General features: G+C 70.3%; 16 protein-coding genes. 3 read left to right on the top strand and 13 right to left on the bottom strand.

What is annotated here, in order from left to right; genetic code table 11:
* Window positions 1-6: 6 nt before the first annotated feature.
* The 8 genes from iolD to BLU79_RS36295 form a co-directional block, all read right to left on the bottom strand.
* On the bottom strand, window positions 7-1,890 hold the full coding sequence (gene iolD, locus BLU79_RS36330; protein WP_093910255.1) for a 3D-(3,5/4)-trihydroxycyclohexane-1,2-dione acylhydrolase (decyclizing): 1,884 nt from the start codon (window positions 1,888-1,890) through the stop codon (window positions 7-9).
* Complete coding sequence (gene iolB, locus BLU79_RS36325) at window positions 1,887-2,783, bottom strand: 5-deoxy-glucuronate isomerase (protein WP_093910254.1); 897 nt, start codon at window positions 2,781-2,783, stop codon at window positions 1,887-1,889. Before iolB ends, iolD begins: the two co-directional genes overlap by 4 nt.
* Entirely contained in the window at window positions 2,780-3,652 is an 873-nt protein-coding gene (locus BLU79_RS36320) for a Cgl0159 family (beta/alpha)8-fold protein (protein ID WP_093910253.1), read from the bottom strand. The genes iolB and BLU79_RS36320 overlap by 4 nt, the downstream gene beginning before the upstream one ends.
* Window positions 3,653-3,656: 4 nt before the next feature.
* Entirely contained in the window at window positions 3,657-4,640 is a 984-nt protein-coding gene (iolC, locus tag BLU79_RS36315; protein WP_093910252.1) for a 5-dehydro-2-deoxygluconokinase, read from the bottom strand.
* Between the two features lie 101 nt (window positions 4,641-4,741).
* Entirely contained in the window at window positions 4,742-5,593 is an 852-nt protein-coding gene (locus BLU79_RS36310; RefSeq protein ID WP_093910251.1) for a sugar phosphate isomerase/epimerase family protein, read from the bottom strand.
* Window positions 5,594-5,641: 48 nt separating this feature from the next.
* Window positions 5,642-6,556 (bottom strand): ATP-binding cassette domain-containing protein, encoded by a 915-nt coding sequence (locus tag BLU79_RS36305; protein ID WP_093910325.1) that lies wholly within the window; start codon window positions 6,554-6,556, stop codon window positions 5,642-5,644.
* Window positions 6,557-6,561: 5 nt separating this feature from the next.
* Complete coding sequence (locus BLU79_RS36300; RefSeq protein ID WP_093910250.1) at window positions 6,562-7,641, bottom strand: ABC transporter permease; 1,080 nt, start codon at window positions 7,639-7,641, stop codon at window positions 6,562-6,564.
* Window positions 7,641-8,660: a sugar ABC transporter substrate-binding protein gene (locus BLU79_RS36295; protein WP_093910249.1), complete on the bottom strand. Its 1,020-nt coding sequence runs from the start codon at window positions 8,658-8,660 to the stop codon at window positions 7,641-7,643. The genes BLU79_RS36300 and BLU79_RS36295 overlap by 1 nt, the downstream gene beginning before the upstream one ends.
* A 406-nt stretch (window positions 8,661-9,066) precedes the next feature.
* Between BLU79_RS36295 and BLU79_RS36290 the strand changes: the two genes are divergently transcribed.
* Window positions 9,067-10,035: a LacI family DNA-binding transcriptional regulator gene (locus BLU79_RS36290; RefSeq protein ID WP_256333588.1), complete on the top strand. Its 969-nt coding sequence runs from the start codon at window positions 9,067-9,069 to the stop codon at window positions 10,033-10,035.
* 31 nt (window positions 10,036-10,066) lie between these two features.
* Here the strand turns inward: BLU79_RS36290 and BLU79_RS36285 are convergent, their stop codons facing one another.
* Window positions 10,067-11,374, bottom strand: a complete 1,308-nt coding sequence (locus BLU79_RS36285; RefSeq protein ID WP_093910247.1) for an MFS transporter — start codon at window positions 11,372-11,374, stop codon at window positions 10,067-10,069.
* 162 nt (window positions 11,375-11,536) lie between these two features.
* Between BLU79_RS36285 and BLU79_RS36280 the strand changes: the two genes are divergently transcribed.
* The gene (locus BLU79_RS36280) at window positions 11,537-13,588 is read left to right on the top strand and encodes a phosphocholine-specific phospholipase C (protein WP_093910246.1); all 2,052 of its coding nucleotides are present in this window, start codon (window positions 11,537-11,539) and stop codon (window positions 13,586-13,588) included.
* Between the two features lie 6 nt (window positions 13,589-13,594).
* Here the strand turns inward: BLU79_RS36280 and BLU79_RS36275 are convergent, their stop codons facing one another.
* Both BLU79_RS36275 and BLU79_RS36270 read right to left on the bottom strand, forming a co-directional pair.
* Entirely contained in the window at window positions 13,595-14,560 is a 966-nt protein-coding gene (locus tag BLU79_RS36275) for a DMT family protein (protein ID WP_093910245.1), read from the bottom strand.
* On the bottom strand, window positions 14,557-15,369 hold the full coding sequence (locus BLU79_RS36270; protein ID WP_093910244.1) for a phosphatase PAP2 family protein: 813 nt from the start codon (window positions 15,367-15,369) through the stop codon (window positions 14,557-14,559). Before BLU79_RS36270 ends, BLU79_RS36275 begins: the two co-directional genes overlap by 4 nt.
* Window positions 15,370-15,559: 190 nt before the next feature.
* Here BLU79_RS36270 and BLU79_RS36265 point away from each other — a divergent pair, with 190 nt between their 5' ends.
* Window positions 15,560-16,174 (top strand): TetR/AcrR family transcriptional regulator, encoded by a 615-nt coding sequence (locus tag BLU79_RS36265; protein WP_093910243.1) that lies wholly within the window; start codon window positions 15,560-15,562, stop codon window positions 16,172-16,174.
* A gap of 171 nt (window positions 16,175-16,345) precedes the next feature.
* On the opposite strand, the gene BLU79_RS36260 is transcribed toward BLU79_RS36265, so the two are convergent.
* Window positions 16,346-17,521 (bottom strand): DUF2510 domain-containing protein, encoded by a 1,176-nt coding sequence (locus BLU79_RS36260; protein ID WP_093910242.1) that lies wholly within the window; start codon window positions 17,519-17,521, stop codon window positions 16,346-16,348.
* Between the two features lie 74 nt (window positions 17,522-17,595).
* Window positions 17,596-18,750, bottom strand: a complete 1,155-nt coding sequence (locus BLU79_RS36255; protein WP_093910241.1) for an anhydro-N-acetylmuramic acid kinase — start codon at window positions 18,748-18,750, stop codon at window positions 17,596-17,598.

The raw sequence follows: 18,750 nt of genomic DNA, 5'->3' as shown, positions 1-18,750 counted from the left end.
CGGGACTTACAGGTAGTGCCGCTGGTTGAGCTTGTTCGCGGCGTAGGTCTCGTAGGCGGCGCGGGTGGAGTCCAGGGCGGAGGTCTGGCTGACGGGGACGTCCCACCAGCCGTGGCCGGGCGGGTTGGGGCCGTAGAGGTCGGTCTCGACGTGCACGACGGTGGTGCGGGTCGCGGCCTTCGCCTTCTCCATCACGGCACGGAACTCGTCGACGGAGGTGGCGTGCAGGACGTCCGCGCCCAGCGAGGAGGCGTTGGCGGCGAGGTCGACGGGGAGGACGTCGCCGTCGAGCTGGCCCGAACCGCCGTCACGGAAGCGGTACTTGGTGCCGAAGCGCTGCGAGCCGAGGGACTCCGACAGCGCGCCGATCGACGCGAATCCGTGGTTCTGGACGAGGACGATGATGACCTTCAGGCCCTCGGAGACCATGGTCACGATCTCCTGGGCCATCATCAGGTACGAGCCGTCGCCGACGAGGACGACGACCTCGCGGGAGGGGTCGGCCATCTTGGCGCCGACGCCGGCGGCGACCTCGTAGCCCATGCAGGAGTAGGCGTACTCGACGTGGTAGGCCTTCGGATCCCGCGCCCGCCACAGTTGCTGCAGGTCACCGGGCATGGATCCGGCGGCGTTGATGACGACGGCACGGTCGTCGAGGACGTCGTTGAGGGCGCCGAGGACCTGGGTCTGGGCGGGGAGGTCGCCGGTGTTGCGGTCCGGGGCGAAGCACTCCTGCTCGATTTCCCGTGTGCGGGCGATGAGGTGGCGGGTGTGCGAGCGATATTCGGGCGCGACCTCCCACTCCGACAGCGCGCCCGCGAGGGCTTGGATGCCGAGTCGTGCGTCGGCGACCAGCGGCTCGGCGGAGTGCTTGACGGCGTCCAGGCGGGCGACGTTGAGGTTGACGAAGGTGACGTCCGGGTTGCCGAACACGGTGTGGCTGGCGGTGGTGAAGTCGGAGTACCGGGTGCCGATGCCGAGGACGAGGTCGGCCTCGCGGGCCAGCTCGTTGGCCGCGTACGCCCCCGTCGAACCGATGCCGCCGACCGCGTAGGGGTGGTCCCACGGCACCGCGCCCTTGCCGGCGTGGGTGTCCGCGACCGGGATGCCGGTGGCCTCGGCGAACGCGCGCAGCGCGGTCTCGGCACCGGAGTACACGACCCCGCCACCGGCCACGATCAGCGGCTTCTTCGCGTTCCGCAGCAGTGCGGCGGCCCGCTCCACAGCGGCCGGTTCCGGCACCGGGCGGCCCACATGCCAGACCCGGCGCCGGAAGAAGTCGACCGGCCAGTCGTAGGCCTCGGCCTGCACGTCCTGGGGGAGTGCGAGGGTGACGGCGCCGGTCTCGACCGGGTCGGTGAGCACCCGCATCGCCGCCAGCGCGGCCGGGATCAGCTGCTCGGGCCGCTGGATGCGGTCGAAGTACTTGGATACGGCGCGGAAGGCGTCGTTGACGGTGACGTCCCCGCCCCGGGTGTCCTCCAGTTGCTGCAGCACCGGGTCGGCAGCGCGGGTGGCGAACATGTCGGACGGCAGGAGCAGCACCGGGATGCGGTTGGTGGTCGCCAGCGCCGCGCCGGTGATCATGTTGGTGGAGCCGGGGCCGGTGGAGGCGGTGCAGGCGAAGGTGGCCAGCCGGTCCCGCATCTTCGCGTACGCCACCGAGGCGTGCACCATGCCCTGCTCGTTGCGGGCGAGGTAGTACGGCAGATCGGCCTCGCGCGTGATCGCCGCCTGCAGCAGCGCCTGCCCGATCCCGGCCACGTTGCCGTGCCCGAAGATGCCCCAGACACCGGGGATCAGTCGCTGCTCCTGGCCGTCGCGCTCGCTGTACTGGTTGGCCAGGAAGCGCACCAGGGCCTGAGCGGTGGTCAGTCGGACGGTGTTCATCGCTGGTCATGTCCTTCGAAGGGAAGCCGGTCGTCGACGTCCTGGGCGTCCCAGGTGGCGCGGACCCAGCCGTGGGCGGGGTCGTCGCAGATCAGCCAGGCGCGGTCCTGGCCCGGGCCCGCCATGACGTTGAGGTAGTACAGGTCGTAGCCGGGCGCGGCGATGGAGGGGCCGTGCCAGCCGTGCGGGATGAGAACGGTGTCGCCGGAGCGGATCTCGGCGAGCACGTCGATCGGCCGGTCTTCCGTGCCGTAGACCCGCTGGTAGCCGAAGGCGTTCTCGCCGCCGGAGACCTCGAAGTAGTAGATCTCCTCCAGCTCGGACTCGACCGGGTTGCCGTTCTCGTCGGTGCGGGCCTCGTCGTGCTTGTGCGGCGGATACGACGACCAGTTGCCGCCCGGCGTCAACACCTCGCACACCAGCAGCTGTTCGGCCTTGAACGTCCCTGGCAGGCAGTAGTTGTTGACCTGCCGGGAGCACGCCCCCGCCCCGCGCAGCTCGACGGGGACATCCTCCTTGCGCCCGTACCGAGCCGGTTGACCTCCCTGCTCGGCACGGGCGGAGGGCAGCGCGAACCTCCCACCGGATGCGCTGCTGATCAGTGCTTCCGACTCGCGGGGGAGGTACGCGAAGTCGGTGGTCGAGGCGAACACGCCTGTCCGGCCGGCGAGTTCGAAGGCCCTGCCGTCCGTGGTGACGGTGCAGGAGCCCGTCAGCGGCAGGACCAGGAACTCGGAATCTCCGGTGGACAGGGCGTGCGCCTCACCGGGCTGCAGGGTCAGGATCCTGAGCCCGGAGTATCCCCAGCCCGCCGACTCGGGCGTGACCAGGAGGTCGTAGGGGCCATCGGCCGTACTCCCCGCGGGGAGGTGGTACTTGCTGGTCTCGTTCACAGCAGGCTCACCGCCCGGTCCACGGCACCGGCGACGTCGCCGCTGGAGGGGTAGAGCAGCGACCGGCCGACGACCAGGCCCTGCGCGGTGGGCTGCTTGAGTGCCTTGCCCCAGGACGCGAAGGCCGCGTCGGCGTCCTTGACCTCGCCGCCCAGCAGCAGCGCGGGCAGTGTGGAGGAGGCCAGGACGCGCTCCATGTCATCGACGACCGGGAGCTTGAGCCAGGTGTAGGCGGTGCGTCGGCCCAGCCCGGAGGCGATGGTGATGGACTTGATGACGGCGTCGGTGGACAGGTCGTTGCGGATCTTGCCGTCCTGCCACGCGGAGAGGAACGGCTCGACCATCGCGATGAGTTGACGGTCATTCAGCTCGTCCACGGCGTGGGCGGTGTTCTCCAGCACGGACGGCGTCGCCGGGTCGCCCAGGGCGATACGGGTGAGCATCTTGCCGCCGTCGAAGCCCATCGCGGCGATCGTGGCGGCGTCGTAGCCGGTGAACCGGTCGTCGATCTCGAAGACCGAACCGGCAAGACCCGCCCGGTTCATGGAGCCGAAGACACTCTTGCCGTCCAGGACACCGAGCAGCAGCAGGTCCTCCAGGATGTCCGCCGTGCCCAGCACACCCGTCACCCCCGGCCGCTCCAGCGCGATGCACAGACGGTCCAGCAGCTCGAAGCGGTCGGCCATGGCGTTGGGGTCGGCGCCCACGCCGTTCGCGCCGCGCGCGGGGTGGTCGGCGGCGATGATCATCGCCTTGCCGTGCTCGCCGAGCAGCGAGCCGGCCTGGACGCGCCGTGTGGCGGCGGCCGCGATCGCGCCGGGGTCGTTGACCCGGGCGTCCACGATCCGGCTCACATTGGTGGAGGGCACGTCGTCACGCCTTTCGATCGGTGGAGACTGCGGCGGGGGAGGAGGCGCCTGCCTCGCGGAGCTTGGCGTCGACCTCGATCTCGGTCGGCATCGCGTCGGAGCACGACAGCCGGCCCGCGACGATGGCCCCGGCGGCGTTCGCGAAGGACACCGTGCGGCGGGTGTCCCAGCCGGACAGCAGCCCGTGGCACAGCGCCCCGCCGAAGGCGTCACCGGCACCGAGCCCGTTCACGACGTCCACCGGAACCGGCGGAATCTCGGCGGCCGAGCCGTCCCTGTCCATGGCCAAGACACCCTTCGGGCCCTGCTTCACCACCGCCAGCTCCACTCCGGCCGCGAGCAGCGCCTTCGCGGCGGCGTACGGCTCGCGCTCACCGGTGGCGACCTCGCACTCGTCGAGGTTGCCGACCGCCACGGTGGTGTGCCGCAGGGCCTCGGCGTAGTAGGCACGCGCCTCGGACGGGTCGGTCCAGAACATCGGCCGCCAGTCCAGGTCGAAGACCGTCGGGCTCGCCTTCGCCCGGTGGGCCAGCGCCGCGAGGGTGGCCGAACGGCTCGGCTCCTCGCTCAGGCCCGTGCCGGTCACCCAGAAGATCGACGCGCCGCGCACCGCGCCCAGGTCCAGCTCCTCCGCCCGGATGTCCAGGTCGGGAGCCTTCGGCAGCCGGTAGAAGTACAGCGGGAAGTCGTCCGGCGGGAAGATCTCGCAGAACGTCACCGGCGTCGGCGCGATGTCCGACGTACCGACGAAGCGAGGGTCGACGCCGTAGCCCTCCAGGGCCGTGCGGACGAAGTCCCCGAACGGATCGCGGCCCGTCTTGGTGATCACGGCGGCGGAGTGCCCGTACCGGGCGGCAGCGACGGCGACGTTCGTCGGGCTGCCGCCCAGGTACTTGCCGAACGAGGTGACCTCGGCCAGCCCGACGCCGGTCTGGAGCGGATACACGTCCACTCCCACACGGCCGATGGTCAGCACTTCGAACGGCATCTGACTGGTTTCCCTTCGTGACTTAAAGCGCTTTAAAAGCTCGTTGGTACGATGCCTTGCGCTTAAATGTCATGTCAATAGGTTGTCCGGATTGCTTGGCCTTACTTGGCCAGGTGCTCGGCGATCTTCTCGCGCATGAAGAGGGACGACTCCTTGGCCCGCTCCTCCCAGGCGAAGACGCAGGCGGTGAGGGTCCCGTCGAAGCCGTTCGCGCGCAGTTCGCGGAAGAGCTCGTCGAAGTCGACCTCGCCCTGGCCGATGTCCAGGTGCTGGTGGACCCTCGCCGTCGTGCCGGGCGGGTTGAGGATGTACCGCAGGCCGGACGACGCGGTGTGGTCGAAGGCGTCCGCGAGGTGCACGTGGGTGAGGAGGTCGCCCGCGTACTTGATGATGCCGGGGGCGTCGTTGCCGATGTGGAAGGTGTGCGGCGCGCAGTAGAGGAAGGTGACGTTGGGGTGGTTGATGCCCCGGATCAGGTTGATCGCGTCGTACCCGTTCTCGATGAAGTCGTCCGGGTGGGGCTCCAGCGTGAGCTTGATGCCCTCGCGCTCGAAGACCGGGAGCAGCTCGTCCAGCGACTTCCAGAACTGCGCCTCGCTGCGTTCCGCGTCCTCGGGGCGGCCGTTGAACTCGGAGATCATGCTGTCCACGCCGAGGTCGGCCGCGATCTGGATGGACCGCTTCCAGTAGCGGACGGCGGCCTGGCGGGCGTCCTCGTCCGGGCCGGACCAGCGGAACAGCGGCAGCAGGGAGGAGATGCCGACACCGGCCGAGTCCAGGGCCTTGCGGAACTTCCGTACGGTGGCGTCGTCGACGCGCGGGTGCCGGAAGAAGGGGATGAAGTCCTCCCGGGGGGAGAGCTCGATCCACTCGTAGCCCAACTCGGCCACCACGGCCGGGAGTTCGAGCAACGGCACGTTGCGGATCATGTACGGGTCGAGGGCGATCTTCATGAGGGAATGCCTTCGGGTCAGTAGGAGAGGGTGGATCGTGGGCTGGTGTCAGGCCGAGCCGTCGGGCGCTTTCGCGACGGGGGCGGTGAGGTCTTCCTCTTCCGGGAGTTCCTCGACGTCCACGCCGCGCACTTGAGCCAACTCGTGTTTGAGGGCTGCGAGTTCGGTGCCGCCGGCCATGTGGTTGGTGAGTTCCTCGAGGCTGACCTCGCTGCGGGCGGCGGAGAGTTCGAGGGTGCCGAGCCGTAGGACGCTGAAGTGGTCGCCGACCATGTAGGCGTGGTGGGGGTTGTGGGTGATGAAGATGACGCCGAGGCCCTTCTCGCGGGCGGCGGCGATGTACTTCAGCACCACGCCGGACTGCTTGACGCCGAGTGCGGCTGTGGGCTCGTCGAGGATGAGGACGCGGGCGCCGAAGTAGACGGCGCGGGCGATCGCCACGCACTGGCGCTGGCCGCCCGACAGCGTGCCGATCGGCTGCTCCATGTCATCGAGGACGATGCCCATGTTGCGCAGTTCCTGGTCGGCGGTCTTCTTCATCTTCTCGATGTCGAGACGGCGGATGGGCCAGGGGCCCTTGGTCATCTCGGAGCCGAGGAAGAAGTTCCGCCACACCGGCATCAGCGGCACGGTCGCCAGGTCCTGGTAGACGGTGGCGATACCGGCGTCGAGCGCCTCACGCGGGGTGGAGAAGCGAACAGGCAGGCCGTCGACGAGGAACTCGCCCTCGGTGTGCTGGTGCAACCCCGAAATGATTTTGATCAACGTCGACTTGCCGGCGCCGTTGTCGCCGAGCACGCAGGTCACCTTGCCGGGATGGACGGCGAGGCTCACGCCGTGCAGGGCGCGGATGTTGCCGTACGCCTTGCCCGCGTTGCGCAGTTCGACGACGGTGCTGCCGTCCTGGGACGCGGTGTCCTGGAGAACGGCGCCGTGGGTGCCGGTTCCTTGGGTGGTCGTCATGTCGGTCACCTCCTGGTCGCCGTGCGGCTGACCCACAGATTGATCAGCGTGGCGCCGAGGAGCATCACGCCGAGGAACGCCTTGAACCAGTCCGGGTTCCAGCCGGCGTAGACGATGCCCTGCTGCACCATGCCGAACATGAAGGCGCCGAAGACCGGGCCGATGGCGGAGCCGTAGCCGCCGGTGAGCAGACAGCCGCCGATGACCGCCGCGGCGATGTAGATCAGCTCCTGGCCGACGCCCTCGCCCGACTGCACGGTGTTGAACGAGAACAGCTGGTGCATACCGACGAACCAGGCGCCGAAGCCGACCAGCATGAACAGCGAGATCTTGGTGAAGGTGACCGGCACACCGACCGCGCGGGCGGACTGCTGGTTGCCGCCGACGGCGAAGATCCAGTTGCCGTACTTGGTGCGCAGCAGCATCCAGGTGGCGATGGCCGCGAACACCAGCCACCACACCACCGTGATCTTCACGTTGACCCCGCCGACGTCGAAGGACGAGGCGAAGATCGCCTTGGCCTGCTCGAAGCCGTCCATGTCGCTGATGTCGTCGGTGGCGACATTGCTGGTGACCAGCTTGGTCACCGCCAGGTTCACGCCCTGGAGGATCAGGAAGGTGCCGAGGGTGATCAGGAAGCTCGGCAGCCCGGTCTTGACCAGCATCCAGCCGTTGAACAGCCCGACCGCGAGGGACACGGCGAGGGCGACGATCACGCCGACCCACACGTTCATGCTCAGCTGGTAGGCGGTCATGCTCGCGGTGAGCGCCGAGGTGATCACCGCTACACCGGCCGAGAGATCGAACTCGCCGCCGATCATCAGTAGCGCGACCGGCAGTGCCATGATCCCGATCGTCGACGACTGGTACAGGATGTTGGCCATCGAGCTGCCGTCGCGCACCGGCGGCGCCGCGACGAGGAAGAACACGAAGACGGCGACGGCGCCGAGGAAGACTCCCACCTCGGGACGGGCGAGCAGCCGCAGCGCCAGAGGCCGTTGCCGGGTCCGCCCGTCGGTTTCCTTGCCGGGGCCGGAGGCCGGCGGTGTGGTCACCGCCGGCGCAGCCTGTTGGGTCATGCTCATCACCGGGTGCCCTTCGCGGCGAACGAGCCGATGGCCTCGACGTTGGACTTGTCCACGAAGGCCGGACCGGTCAGGATCGGCGCCTCGCCGCCGCCGCTGTAGTTGCCGTTGTTCTTGTAGAGCCACAGGGAGTCGACCGCCAGGTAGCCCTGCAGGTAGGGCTGCTGGTCGACGGCGAACTCGATGGAGCCGTCCTTGATGGCCGCGATGAGCTCCTTGTTCAGGTCGAAGGTCGCGATCTTCGCCTTGCTGCCCGTCTCGTCGACCGACTGCGCGGCCGTCAGCGCGATCGGGGCGCCGAGCGTGACCACCTGGTCGATGGAGGAGTCCTGCTTGAGTTTGGCGGTGATCGTCGACTTCACGGACGGCATGTCCGCGCCGTTGACGTAGAGCTTGTCGGTCTTGCCCTTGAAGCCCTTCTCCACACCGGCGCAGCGCTGCTCCAGGTTGACCGCGCCCTGGACCTGGACGACACACAGGGCGTGCTTGGCGCCGGTGTCGTTGAGCTTGGTGCCGAGCGCCTCGCCGGAGATGGCCTCGTCCTGGCCGAAGAAGGACAGCAGGCCCTGCTTCTGCCAGTCGGACATCCCGGCGTTGAAGCCGACGACCGGGATCCCGGCCTTGACCGCCTTGGCGACCACGTCCTTCATGGCGTCGGGCTTGGCGAGGGTGACGGCGATGCCGTCGACCTTCTGGTCGATCGCGTTCTGGACCAGGTTCGCCTGGTCGGCGGCGGTCTCGTCGTTGGAGTAGATCAGCTTGACGTTGTCCTTGGCCGCCGCGACCTCGGCGCCCTTGCGGATGGTGTCCCAGAAGGTGTCGCCGGAGGGCGCGTGGGTGACCATCGCGATGGTCATACGGGGTGTGGTCGCCTTGCCCGCGGACACGCCGCTGTCGGCGTCCTCGGCCTCCTTGCCGCCTGAGCTGCTGGAACAGCCGGCGAGGACCAGCGCGGCCGCGGCGGCCACGGCCACGGCGGAGGCGAGTCTGCGGGAGCGGGGGCGGAACGTACGGTTCATGGTGCGTGCACCTCACTGTGCGACGGAGCGGGGAATTCGGGGTGGGATCCGGGCTGCTGGTGGGCCGGGATCGGGCACGCCCGCGATGTCATGAAGGGGGTCGGGACGACGATGCCGTCGTCGGCATCGGCATACGGGGAGCCGCGGGGGTGGCCGTGTCGCGGGTGAGCACCTTGTGGGCGTCACCGACGCTGATGACGCCGACCCCGATCGACCTGACTCTCGGGCTTTCTTCGTTGGAACAACAGGACAATTTAAAGCGCTTTAAGTGCTGGTACTATCGGCTCGTTTCCAGAGCGTGTCAAGGGTGTTGCGCGAGGAGATTGCCGCCGGGAGGTTTGCAGTGGGCGATGTCGAGGCCGAGGGTCGGCGCAACGGCGCGAGCAGGCGTCCCAGGCTGGAGGACGTGGCAGCACGCGTGGGCGTGTCCACCGCGTCCGTGTCGCTCGTGCTGCGCGGAGTACCCGGCCCCAGCGAACGTACCCGCCAGCGGGTCCTGAAGGCCGCCGCCGACCTCGGCTACCAGGTGGACCGCACCGCCAGCATGCTCGCCTCCAGGCGCACCCGGCTACTCGGCGTGATGGTCGACGTGCACAGCCCCTTCCACGCGGAACTGGTCGAGCATCTGCACACGGCCGCCGAGGAGGTCGGCTACGACCTCGTCCTGAGCACCCAGACCCGCACCCGCGACGAGCACACCGCCGTCGAGACCCTGCTCGCCTTCCGCAGCGAGGCCCTGATCCTGCTCGGCCCGACCGCCCCCGCCGACACCCTCGCCTCCCTGGACCAGAAATCCCCCGTCATCGTCGTCGGCCGACGGATCGCCGAGGGCGAGCTGGACGTCGTGCGCAGCGCGGACGATGAAGGGGTCGGCCAGGTCGTCGACCACATGGTGGGCCTCGGCCACCGGGCGATCGCCCATGTCGACGGCGGCAAGGGCGTCATCGCCACGGACCGGCGCCGCGGGTACCGCACGGCCATGCGCCGGCACGGCCTCGACGCGCACATCCGGGTGCTGCGCGGCGACCACACGGAGGAGGCCGGCGAGCGGGCCGCCCGCCAGCTCCTCGACTCCGGCGACCTCCCCACCGCGGTGGTCGCCTACAACGACCAGTGCGCCATCGGCGTCCTGGCCGCCCTCCAGCGCGCCGGGGTGGCCGTCCCCGGCGAGGTGTCCGTGGCCGGCTACGACGACGACACGCTGTCCCGGCTGAGCTGCTTCAACCTGACCACGGTCAGCCAGGAGGCCAGGGAACAGGCCCGGTACGCGGTCGCCGCCGCGGTGGAGCGCCTGGACCAGGACCGCACCGAGCCCCGAGAGGTGGTCCTCACCCCGCAGCTCGTCGTGCGCGGGACCATCGCCGAGCCGCGCTGAACCGGAGCGCTGCGGGTCCGGCGCCGCGAGGTCATCGTGCGAGCGCCTTGTGCGCCGTCTCGGGAAGGCGCAGGTACACCAGCGACGAGCCGAGGCAGAGTGCGGCGACGTACCAGGGGAACAGGTCCGCGTGACCCAGCTCCTTGAACAGCGTGCCCACGTACGGCGCCGTTCCCCCGAACATCGCGACCGTCAGCGAGTACGGGAACCCGATGCCCGCCGCCCGCACCCGCGGCGGAAACACCTCGGCGTTCACGGCCGCGCTGATCGACGTGAACCCGGTCAGCAGCACCATGCCCGCGCACTGTACGAGCAGCAGCACCGCGAACGAGTCGCGCAGGGCGTGCAGCAGCGGGACGGTGAGCAGGGCGAAGCCCAGGCCGAAGAAGAGGAGCAGGGGGCGGCGGCCGAAGCGGTCCGACAGGAGGCCGCCGAGGGGCTGGAGCAGGGCGAAGAAGGCCAGCGAGATCGTGCCCGCGAGCAGCGCGTCCGACTTCTCGATGCCCGCGTTGAGTTCGGCGTACGTCGGCAGATACGACGTCCAGGTGTAGTACGCGATCGTGCCGCCCGCGGTGATGCCGCAGATCAGCAGGGACTGGCGGGGATGGCGGCGCAGCGCCTCCAACAGGCCGGGGCGCGGGGCCTGTTGGTGCTCGGCGCTCCTGGTCTCCTCCGCGCCCTGCCGGATCCAGAAGCCGACCAGGCTGAGTACGGCGCCGAGCACGAACGGCACCCGCCAGCCCCAGCCGTTCATCTGCCCGTCGCTCAAGGTGTCCACCAGCAGCGTCGCGATGCCGGACGCCACCAGCTGCCCGATGGTCGTCGACACGTACTGGAAGCTGGAGAACAGCCCGCGCCGCCCCGGCCCCGCCGACTCCACCAGGAAGGTCGTCGACGCCGCGAACTCGCCGCCCACGGACAGGCCTTGGAGGAGCCGGGCGAGGACCAGGATCACCGGGGCGAGGACGCCGACCGCTTCGTACGTCGGGGTCAGGCCGACCAGCAGACTGCTGCCGCCCATCAGCAGAATCGTGACGGTCAGCGCGGCACGCCGCCCCTGTCGGTCCGCGATGGCGCCCATGAGCAGACCGCCCACCGGCCGCATGAAGAAGCCCACCGCGAAGACCGCGAACGTCGACAGCAGCGGGACAAGGGAGTTGTCCGCGCTCTTGGGGAAGACCTCGGCCGCGATGTAGGTGGCGAGGAAGGTGTAGGCGTACCAGTCGTACCACTCCACAGCGTTGCCCACTGAGGCGGCGAGGAGCTGCCGTACGGGCCGTTTCGTCGGCGGGGAAGGTGAGGGATCCTTCTGTGTCGTCTCTGTCATGATCGCGACCATCCCCCCACCCCGGCCCCGGCACACCTCACGTACCCGCGACTTTCACACGAGCGCCACCGGACCCTTCCCTGACGTTTGGTGCTCCTGGAACACTCCTTCCGCGCGCATTCCGTCACATGCCGTCCGGTCAAATCACCCTCAATGGGAAGAGGTCCCTCACTCATGCCCGAAGTCAATCGCCGCAGCTTCCTTCAACTCGCGGGCGCGACCACGGCGTTCACGGCTCTGTCGAGCAGCATCCAGCGGGCTGCCGCCATCCCGGCGAACCACCGCACGGGGTCGATCGAGGATGTCGAGCACATCGTCGTCCTGATGCAGGAGAACCGTTCCTTCGACCACTACTTCGGCAAGCTGCGCGGTGTGCGCGGCTTCGGCGACCCGCGCCCGGTGAAGCTGGACAACGGCAAGTCGAACTGGCACCAGTCGAACGGCAGCAAGGACATCCTGCCGTTCCACCCCGACGCCGACGACCTCGGCATGCAGTTCCTGGAGGGCCTCCCGCACGGCTGGACCGACGGCCAGCAGGCCTACAACGGCGGCAAGTACGACAAGTGGATCCCCGCCAAGGGCACCACGGCGATGGCGTACCTGACCCGTGAGGACATCCCCTTCCACTACGCCCTCGCCGACGCCTTCACCGTCTGCGACGCCTACCACTGCTCGTTCATCGGCTCCACCGACCCGAACCGCTACTACATGTGGACGGGCTACACGGGCAACGACGGCACCGGCGGCGGCCCGGTCCTCGGCAACGACGAACTCGGCTACGGCTGGACGACCTACCCCGAGCGCCTGGAGCAGGCCGGCATCTCCTGGAAGATCTACCAGGACATCGGCGACGGCCTGGACGCGGCCGGCTCCTGGGGCTGGATCGAGGACGCCTACCGGGGCAACTACGGCGACAACTCGCTGCTGTACTTCAACAAGTACCGGAACGCCAAGGCCGGTGAGCCCTGGTTCGACAAGGCCCGCACCGGCACCGACGTCAAGAACGGCGACGGCTACTTCGACCGGCTGAAGGCCGACGTCAAGGCCGGCCAGCTGCCGAAGATCTCCTGGATCGCCGCCCCCGAGGCCTTCTCCGAGCACTCCAACTGGCCCTCGAACTACGGTGCCTGGTACATCGCCCAGGTCCTGGACGCCCTCACCGCCAACCCGGAGGTCTGGTCGAAGACGGCTCTGTTCATCACGTTCGACGAGAACGACGGCTTCTTCGACCACGTGGTGCCGCCGCTGCCGCCGAAGGACGCCTCCCGGGGCAAGTCCACCGTCGACGTCTCGCTCGACCTCTACAAGGGCGACAGCAACCGCCCGGCCGGTCCCTACGGCCTCGGCCCGCGCGTGCCGATGCTGGTCGTCTCGCCGTGGAGCAGGGGCGGTTACGTCTGCTCCGAGACCCTCGACCACACCTCGATCCTGCGGTTCATGGAACGCCGCTTCGGCGTCAAGGAGACCAACATCTCGCCCTGGCGCCGGGCCATCTGCGGCGACCTGACCTCGGCCTTCGACTTCTCCCGCAAGGACAGCCGGCCTGCCCCGCTGCCGGAGACGGACGAGTACGAGCCGCAGGACCGCGAGCGTCACCCGGACTACAAGCCGACGCCGCCGGCCGACCCGGACATGCCCAAGCAGGAGCGCGGTCTGCGTCCCTCCCGGCCGCTCAAGTACGCCCCGCACGTGGACGGTTCCGTCGACGCGGCGGCCGGCAAGTTCACGCTGTCCTTCGCCTCCGGCGCCAAGGCCGGTGCCGCCTTCCATGTCACGTCGGGCAACCGCACCGACGGCCCGTGGATGTACACCACGGAGGCCGGCAAGAGCATCGCCGACACCTGGAACTCGGCGTACTCGGGCGGCTCGTACGACCTGACCGTGCACGGCCCGGCCGGCTTCGTGCGCTACTTCAAGGGCTCGAACAAGGCGGCCGGCCCCGAGGTCACCGCCCGGCACAAGGGCGACGACATCGAGCTGACGCTCACCAACCAGGGAACGGCGAGCGTCCGCCTGAAGATCGCGGGCGGCTACGACGGTCGCGCCACGACGGTGACGGTGCGGCCCGGCGCGACCGTGTGCCGCACGGTCGACCTGGTGGCGAGCCGGCGCTGGTACGACCTGACCGTCACCTCCGAGGCCGACCCGGCGTTCCTGCGGCGGTTCGCCGGGCGCGTCGAGAACGGGCGGCCGGGTGTGAGCGACCCGGCGATCATCACCGAGTAGCCCGGATCAGAGTGCTGTGAGGTGCCCCGGCTCCGGTTGCCGGGGCACCAACGCAGGCTCCGGCTTCGCCGATTCGGGCTCCAGGGCCAGGACGGCGGCCACGGGGTGCTCGTCGACCGACACGGGATCGACGTGATTCTCGTCCGAGGCGGACTCCGGTGCCGCCCGGCTGAGCAGCACCACGCCCCAGGACGCCAGCCCCGCGCCGGCCAGTGCCAGCAGGACGCCTGCCGCGCCGCCCTGCAACCGCTCGCCGAGCAGGACGAGCCCGATCACCGCGGCGGCCATCGGGTTCGCCAGCGTCACCATCGCGAGCGGGGCGCCCAGGCCACCCTGGTAGGCGGTCTGCGACAGCAGCAGTCCGCTCGCCGCGAGGGCCGCGATGAGCAGTGCCACCCCGGACACCTGGAGGCTGAGCAGCGGGGCGGAGTGGTCCGTCAAGGCCACCGTCACGGTCTGGGTGAGTGCCGAGGCCACCCCGGAGGCGAAGCCGGACGCCGCCGCGTGCCGCAGCCCCGGCCGGGCGCCCGGCCGCGACAGCATGCCGATCAGTGCCACGGTCGCCGCCGCGACCGCCAGCGCCTCGGACGTGCTCAGTACCTCGTCGGGCGCGTGCCCGGACGCCGTGACGAGGATCGCGGCCAGGCCGACCAGCGTCAGCGCCGTACCGCGCCACTCGACCGCGCTGACCCGTCGGCCCGCGATGCGCGCGCCCAGCGGCACCGCCGCCACCAGGGTGAGCGCACCGAGCGGCTGCACCACCGTCAGCGGACCGTACTTGAGAGCCACCACGTGCAGCAGCGCGCCGGAGCCGTTGAGCAGGACGGCCCCCCACCAGGCGCCGGAACCCAGCAGCCGGAGCAGACCCGAACCCTGCGCGCGGGAGGCCAGCCGCTCCTGGGCGACGGCCGCGGTGGCGTAGGCGACGGCGGAGAACAGGGACAGGACTACGGCGAGGAGGGTGGCGTTCATCGGCCTGCTCCCGCTCCCACGAGGGCGCTCTTCTCGTCCCGGGCCGCCGGCACGCGCTGGTCGGCACCGCGTCCGGCCGTCGTCGCCGTGCGCTGCGGCAGGCTGATCGCCACGAGGGCGAGGCCCAGCATGGCCGTCGCCACGATCGCGTCGAGCCAGTAGTGGTTGGCCGTGCCGACGATGACCAGCAGCGTCAGCAGCGGATGCAGCAGCCAGAGCCATCGCCAACGCGACCGGGTCGCCGCGATCAGGCCGATCGCCACCATCAGGGCCCAACCGAAGTGCAGCGAGGGCATCGCCGCGAACTGGTTGGACAGGTGGTCGGTCTCGGGGGAGCCGTAGACGGAGGGGCCGTACATCTGCCCGGTGTCGACGAGGCCGGCCGCGGCCAGCATGCGCGGCGGGGCCAGCGGGAACGTCAGATGCACCACCAGGGCGGCGGCGGTGACGGCTGCGAGGACACGGCGTGCCCAGACGTAGTGCGCGGGGCGCCGCAGGTAGAGCCAGACCAGGAAGGCCGCGGTGGCCGGGAAGTGGACGGTCGCGTAGTAGGTGTTCGCGATGTGTATGAGCGTGTCGTCGTGCAGGAGGAGGTTCTGCACCGAACCCTCGCCCGGGAGATGCACGGCTCGTTCGAAATTCCACACACGGTCGGCGTTGCGGAAGGCCTCGCCGGTGTGGCCCGTGGCCAGTTGCCGACCGAGCTTGTAGACGAGGAAGAGCCCTGCGACGAGCAGGAGCTCACGGACCAGCGGAGGCCGCGCTATCGCGTCGGTCTCCGCTTCTGCAGGCTCGGTGCGGCCATTCATTTCCCCCGGCCCTTTCGCCGAACGGTGGGTCATCGATACGTCGACGTACCGAAACGCCTCTGTACCGATACGCCACTGTACCGATACGGCAGCGTTCCGGTACAGTGGCGTATCGATAGACGTACGCCACACTGGAAACGCGGCCCCCTTCACACCGCGGGGCGTCGCACCCGAGCGAGGAGACGAGCAGATGACGTCGCAGGCCGCGGACGGACCGGACACGGTCACCGCCTCGCGCCGCTCCAAGATCACGCCCGAGCGTGAGCAGGAGTTCTTCGACGCCGTGCTCGAACAGATCCGCGCGTGCGGCTACGACTCCGTCACCATGGAGGGCGTCGCCGCCAGCACGCGCTGCAGCAAGTCCACGCTCTACCGACAGTGGAAGACGAAGCCGCAGTTCGTGGCGGCGGCCCTGCGCGCCAGCCGGCGGACCCGTTTCGAGGGCATCGACACCGGCACCCTCGCGGGGGACCTGAAGGAGGCCGCCCGGGCGGCGGGGGCGTGGTCGGGCAAGGACACCCGGTTGTTCCAGGCGCTCGGTCACGCCGTCATGCAGGACCCGGAACTCCAGCGGGCGCTGCGCGAGGCGCTCATCGACCCGGAGCTCGATGCGCTGAAGGAGATCCTGCAGCGCGGGGTCGACCGGGGAGAGGTGGCCGCCGACCATCCGGCGCTGGAGTACATCCCGGCACAGATCTTCGGCGTACTGCGGGCGCGCCCCGTCCTGGAGGGCGAGGACGCCGACCCCGACTACATCGTCCGGTTCGTGGAGGCCGCCGTGCTGCCGACACTGGGCCTGACCTGAGACTCAGGCCGCCGTCCACGGGATGACTGGACGGTGACCTGTTCCGCGCCGCCCGTGGGGACGGGGACGGCGCGCACCCCCGGCCGGGTGGGGTTCCTCTGGAGCGGAGGGGCGCCCCACCCGGCCGCATCATGTCCGGTGCGCATCAGGCGAAACGCACGGAAGAGCGGTTCAGACGTCCTGGCCGTTGCCACCGCCGGTGGACACCTTGATGCCCTTGGCGATCTCGTCGAGGATCGACTGCTTCTCCGTGGTGTCGACGCCGAGACGGACCACGACCATCTGCTGGTCGATGGCGGGCGAGGGGAAGGCGAGCGACTCGACATAGCCGTCGGTGCCCTTGCTGGTGATCGCCTTCCAGCGGACCAGGTAGCCCTTCTGCCCGGCCACCGTCACCGCCTTCGACGCCAGCACCTCGTGCGAGGTGATCTCTCCGTACCCCTTGCCGTAGGACTCCTCGGCGTTCGCCTCGATGTCCGCCTTGGCGACCTCTTCTGCCGTCTCGCCCTTGGTGCCGTGCGCGATCGCCGGGGCCGAGTAGGCGCCGCCCTTCTGGCAGGTCTGGGAGGTCTCGGAGGGGCACTTGTAGGTGTCGTCCGACGCCACGTGCGCGCCGAAGTTGAGCTGCTGGCCGTACCAGCCGTCCGGAATCGGGATGCTGATCCCGCTCACCGGGTCGGTCACCGAACCGCTGTCTATCTTCGGCGCCTCGGACTGGTCGGGGGAGGGCGACTGCCCGCCGGAACCCCCGTTGCCACCGCCGGAACCCCCGTTGCCGCCGCCGGAGTCACCGAAGGGGCCGCCCTGACCGCCGCCGGGCCCGCCCTGACCGCCCGAACCCTGCTGGGAGCCGGCGCTGCCCGAGCCGCCGTCGGCGGTCAGCGCGTACACGCCGACACCGATGCTCGCGAGGACGACCGCGGCCACCCCCACCGCTATCCCGGTGCGCAGCCCGCGCCGTCCGCTCGACGGGCGCTCGCCGGGGTACCCCGGGTGCACCGGGTACGGGAGATGGGCCGCGTCGGCCGACGGCTGTCCCGGATACGCCGGAAGAGCCCCGTCGGCCGGTGGCTGCGCCGGATACGCCGGATGAGCGCCGTCGGTCGCGGGCTGCCCCGACGGAGAATCGTCGGCAGTCGGCGGCCCCGCAGGAGAACCGCCGGCCGCAGGCTCCCCCGAAGGCGCCCCGTCGGTCGGCGCCTGCCCTGGAGGCGCCCATTCGGCGGCCGACCCCGCGGGTCGGACCTGGTCCGTCCATGCCTTGCCGTCCCACCAGCGCTCGGTGGGCGGACCGTCACTTTTCCGGCCGGGGTCGGGGTACCAGCCGGGAGGAGTCACCTGCGTCATGGGTCCACCGTATGAGGCCTCGGTGAAAGTGTGATGAGAGGATCCGGCCCCGACACGCCGGACTTGGATTCAGGTCACTCCAGGACGAGCCGTACCGGCCGCTCCCGAGCGGGCGCCGGCAGCCGCAGTCCGTCCTGGCCGGGGGTGAGGGAACCGAGCACACGCGCGTGCCGGGCGCCGGTGGCCGCCGGCACGGTGCCGGGCAGCCCGTGCGCGGTCAGAAACCCCAGCACGGCGAAGGCGTACGCCTCCTTCGCCGCCGCCGGCAGCCCCAGCTCGTCGGAGGCGCGCAGCGCCACCCCGGGCAGCCGCTGCCCGAGCATCCTCATCAGCACGGGGTTGCACGTCCCACCGCCCGAGGCGATCACCTCGGTCGCGCCCACCGCGCGCACGGCGTCGGCCACCGTCCGGGCGGTGAGCATGGTCAGGGTGGCGACGACGTCCTCGGCGGGGAGCGTCCCGACCCCGGCCAGCGCGTCCCGCAGATGACCGAGATGGAACAGCTCCTTTCCGGTCGTCTTGGGCGCGGGGAGCGCGTAGTACGGCTCCTCCAGCAGCCTGCGCAGCAGCGGCTCATGGACGGTGCCGCGACCGGCCAGCGCCCCGTCCACGTCGTACGCCAGCCGCCCGCCGCTGAACCCCCGGGCCGCCGCGTCGATCAGCGCGCAGCCCGGCCCGGTGTCGAAGGCGGTGCCGTCGGGTGCGGTGAGGTTGGCGATGCCGCCGAGGTTGAGGGCGACGGGTGAGCCCGGCCGGCCGCGCAGCCACAGCAGGTCGACCAGGCTGACCAGCGGTGCGCCCTGGCCGCCGGCGGTGATGTCCCGTGGCCGGAAATCGGCGACCACGGGCAGCCCGGTCGCCTCGGCGATCCACGCGGGCTGCCCGAGCTGCAGCGTGCCGTGCACCTGTCCGTCCTCGGCCCAGTGGTACACCGTCTGCCCGTGCGAGGCGACCAACTCGGCTCGCCCGTCGCACAGTTCACGGTCCGCCCGGACGGCCGCCGACGCGAAGGCCTGCCCGATCCGCGTGTCCAGCCGGCACACCTCGGCCATCGAGGTCGTCCCCGGCGGCAGCGCCGCCGCCAGCGCCTCGCGCAGCGCTTCGTCGTACGCCTCGCTCACCAGCCCCAGCGGCTTGAGGACGAGGCTGTCCCCGACGAGGCCCAGGTCGGCGGCAGCTGCGTCGATGGCGTCGTACGACGTGCCCGACATCAGGCCGATCACCCGCAT

This window comes from Streptomyces sp. cf386 (genome assembly GCF_900103585.1).
Lineage (GTDB): Bacteria > Actinomycetota > Actinomycetes > Streptomycetales > Streptomycetaceae > Streptomyces.
The sequence above is the reverse complement of the archived record's forward strand: the minus strand, read 5'-3'. Positions and strand labels throughout refer to the sequence as shown.

What these genes read in the sequence shown, in the direction of transcription:
- BLU79_RS36265 (WP_093910243.1), top strand. Translation starts at nt 15,560, where the DNA reads ATGACGTCGCAGGCCGCGGACGGACCGGACACGGTCACCGCCTCGCGC.
- BLU79_RS36300 (WP_093910250.1), bottom strand. Translation starts at nt 7,641, where the DNA reads ATGAGCATGACCCAACAGGCTGCGCCGGCGGTGACCACACCGCCGGCC.
- iolD (WP_093910255.1), bottom strand. Translation starts at nt 1,890, where the DNA reads ATGAACACCGTCCGACTGACCACCGCTCAGGCCCTGGTGCGCTTCCTG.
- BLU79_RS36280 (WP_093910246.1), top strand. Translation starts at nt 11,537, where the DNA reads ATGCCCGAAGTCAATCGCCGCAGCTTCCTTCAACTCGCGGGCGCGACC.
- iolC (WP_093910252.1), bottom strand. Translation starts at nt 4,640, where the DNA reads ATGCCGTTCGAAGTGCTGACCATCGGCCGTGTGGGAGTGGACGTGTAT.
- BLU79_RS36275 (WP_093910245.1), bottom strand. Translation starts at nt 14,560, where the DNA reads ATGAACGCCACCCTCCTCGCCGTAGTCCTGTCCCTGTTCTCCGCCGTC.
- BLU79_RS36295 (WP_093910249.1), bottom strand. Translation starts at nt 8,660, where the DNA reads ATGAACCGTACGTTCCGCCCCCGCTCCCGCAGACTCGCCTCCGCCGTG.
- BLU79_RS36270 (WP_093910244.1), bottom strand. Translation starts at nt 15,369, where the DNA reads ATGAATGGCCGCACCGAGCCTGCAGAAGCGGAGACCGACGCGATAGCG.
- BLU79_RS36260 (WP_093910242.1), bottom strand. Translation starts at nt 17,521, where the DNA reads ATGACGCAGGTGACTCCTCCCGGCTGGTACCCCGACCCCGGCCGGAAA.
- BLU79_RS36285 (WP_093910247.1), bottom strand. Translation starts at nt 11,374, where the DNA reads ATGGTCGCGATCATGACAGAGACGACACAGAAGGATCCCTCACCTTCC.
- BLU79_RS36305 (WP_093910325.1), bottom strand. Translation starts at nt 6,556, where the DNA reads ATGACGACCACCCAAGGAACCGGCACCCACGGCGCCGTTCTCCAGGAC.
- BLU79_RS36255 (WP_093910241.1), bottom strand. Translation starts at nt 18,750, where the DNA reads ATGCGGGTGATCGGCCTGATGTCGGGCACGTCGTACGACGCCATCGAC.
- BLU79_RS36310 (WP_093910251.1), bottom strand. Translation starts at nt 5,593, where the DNA reads ATGAAGATCGCCCTCGACCCGTACATGATCCGCAACGTGCCGTTGCTC.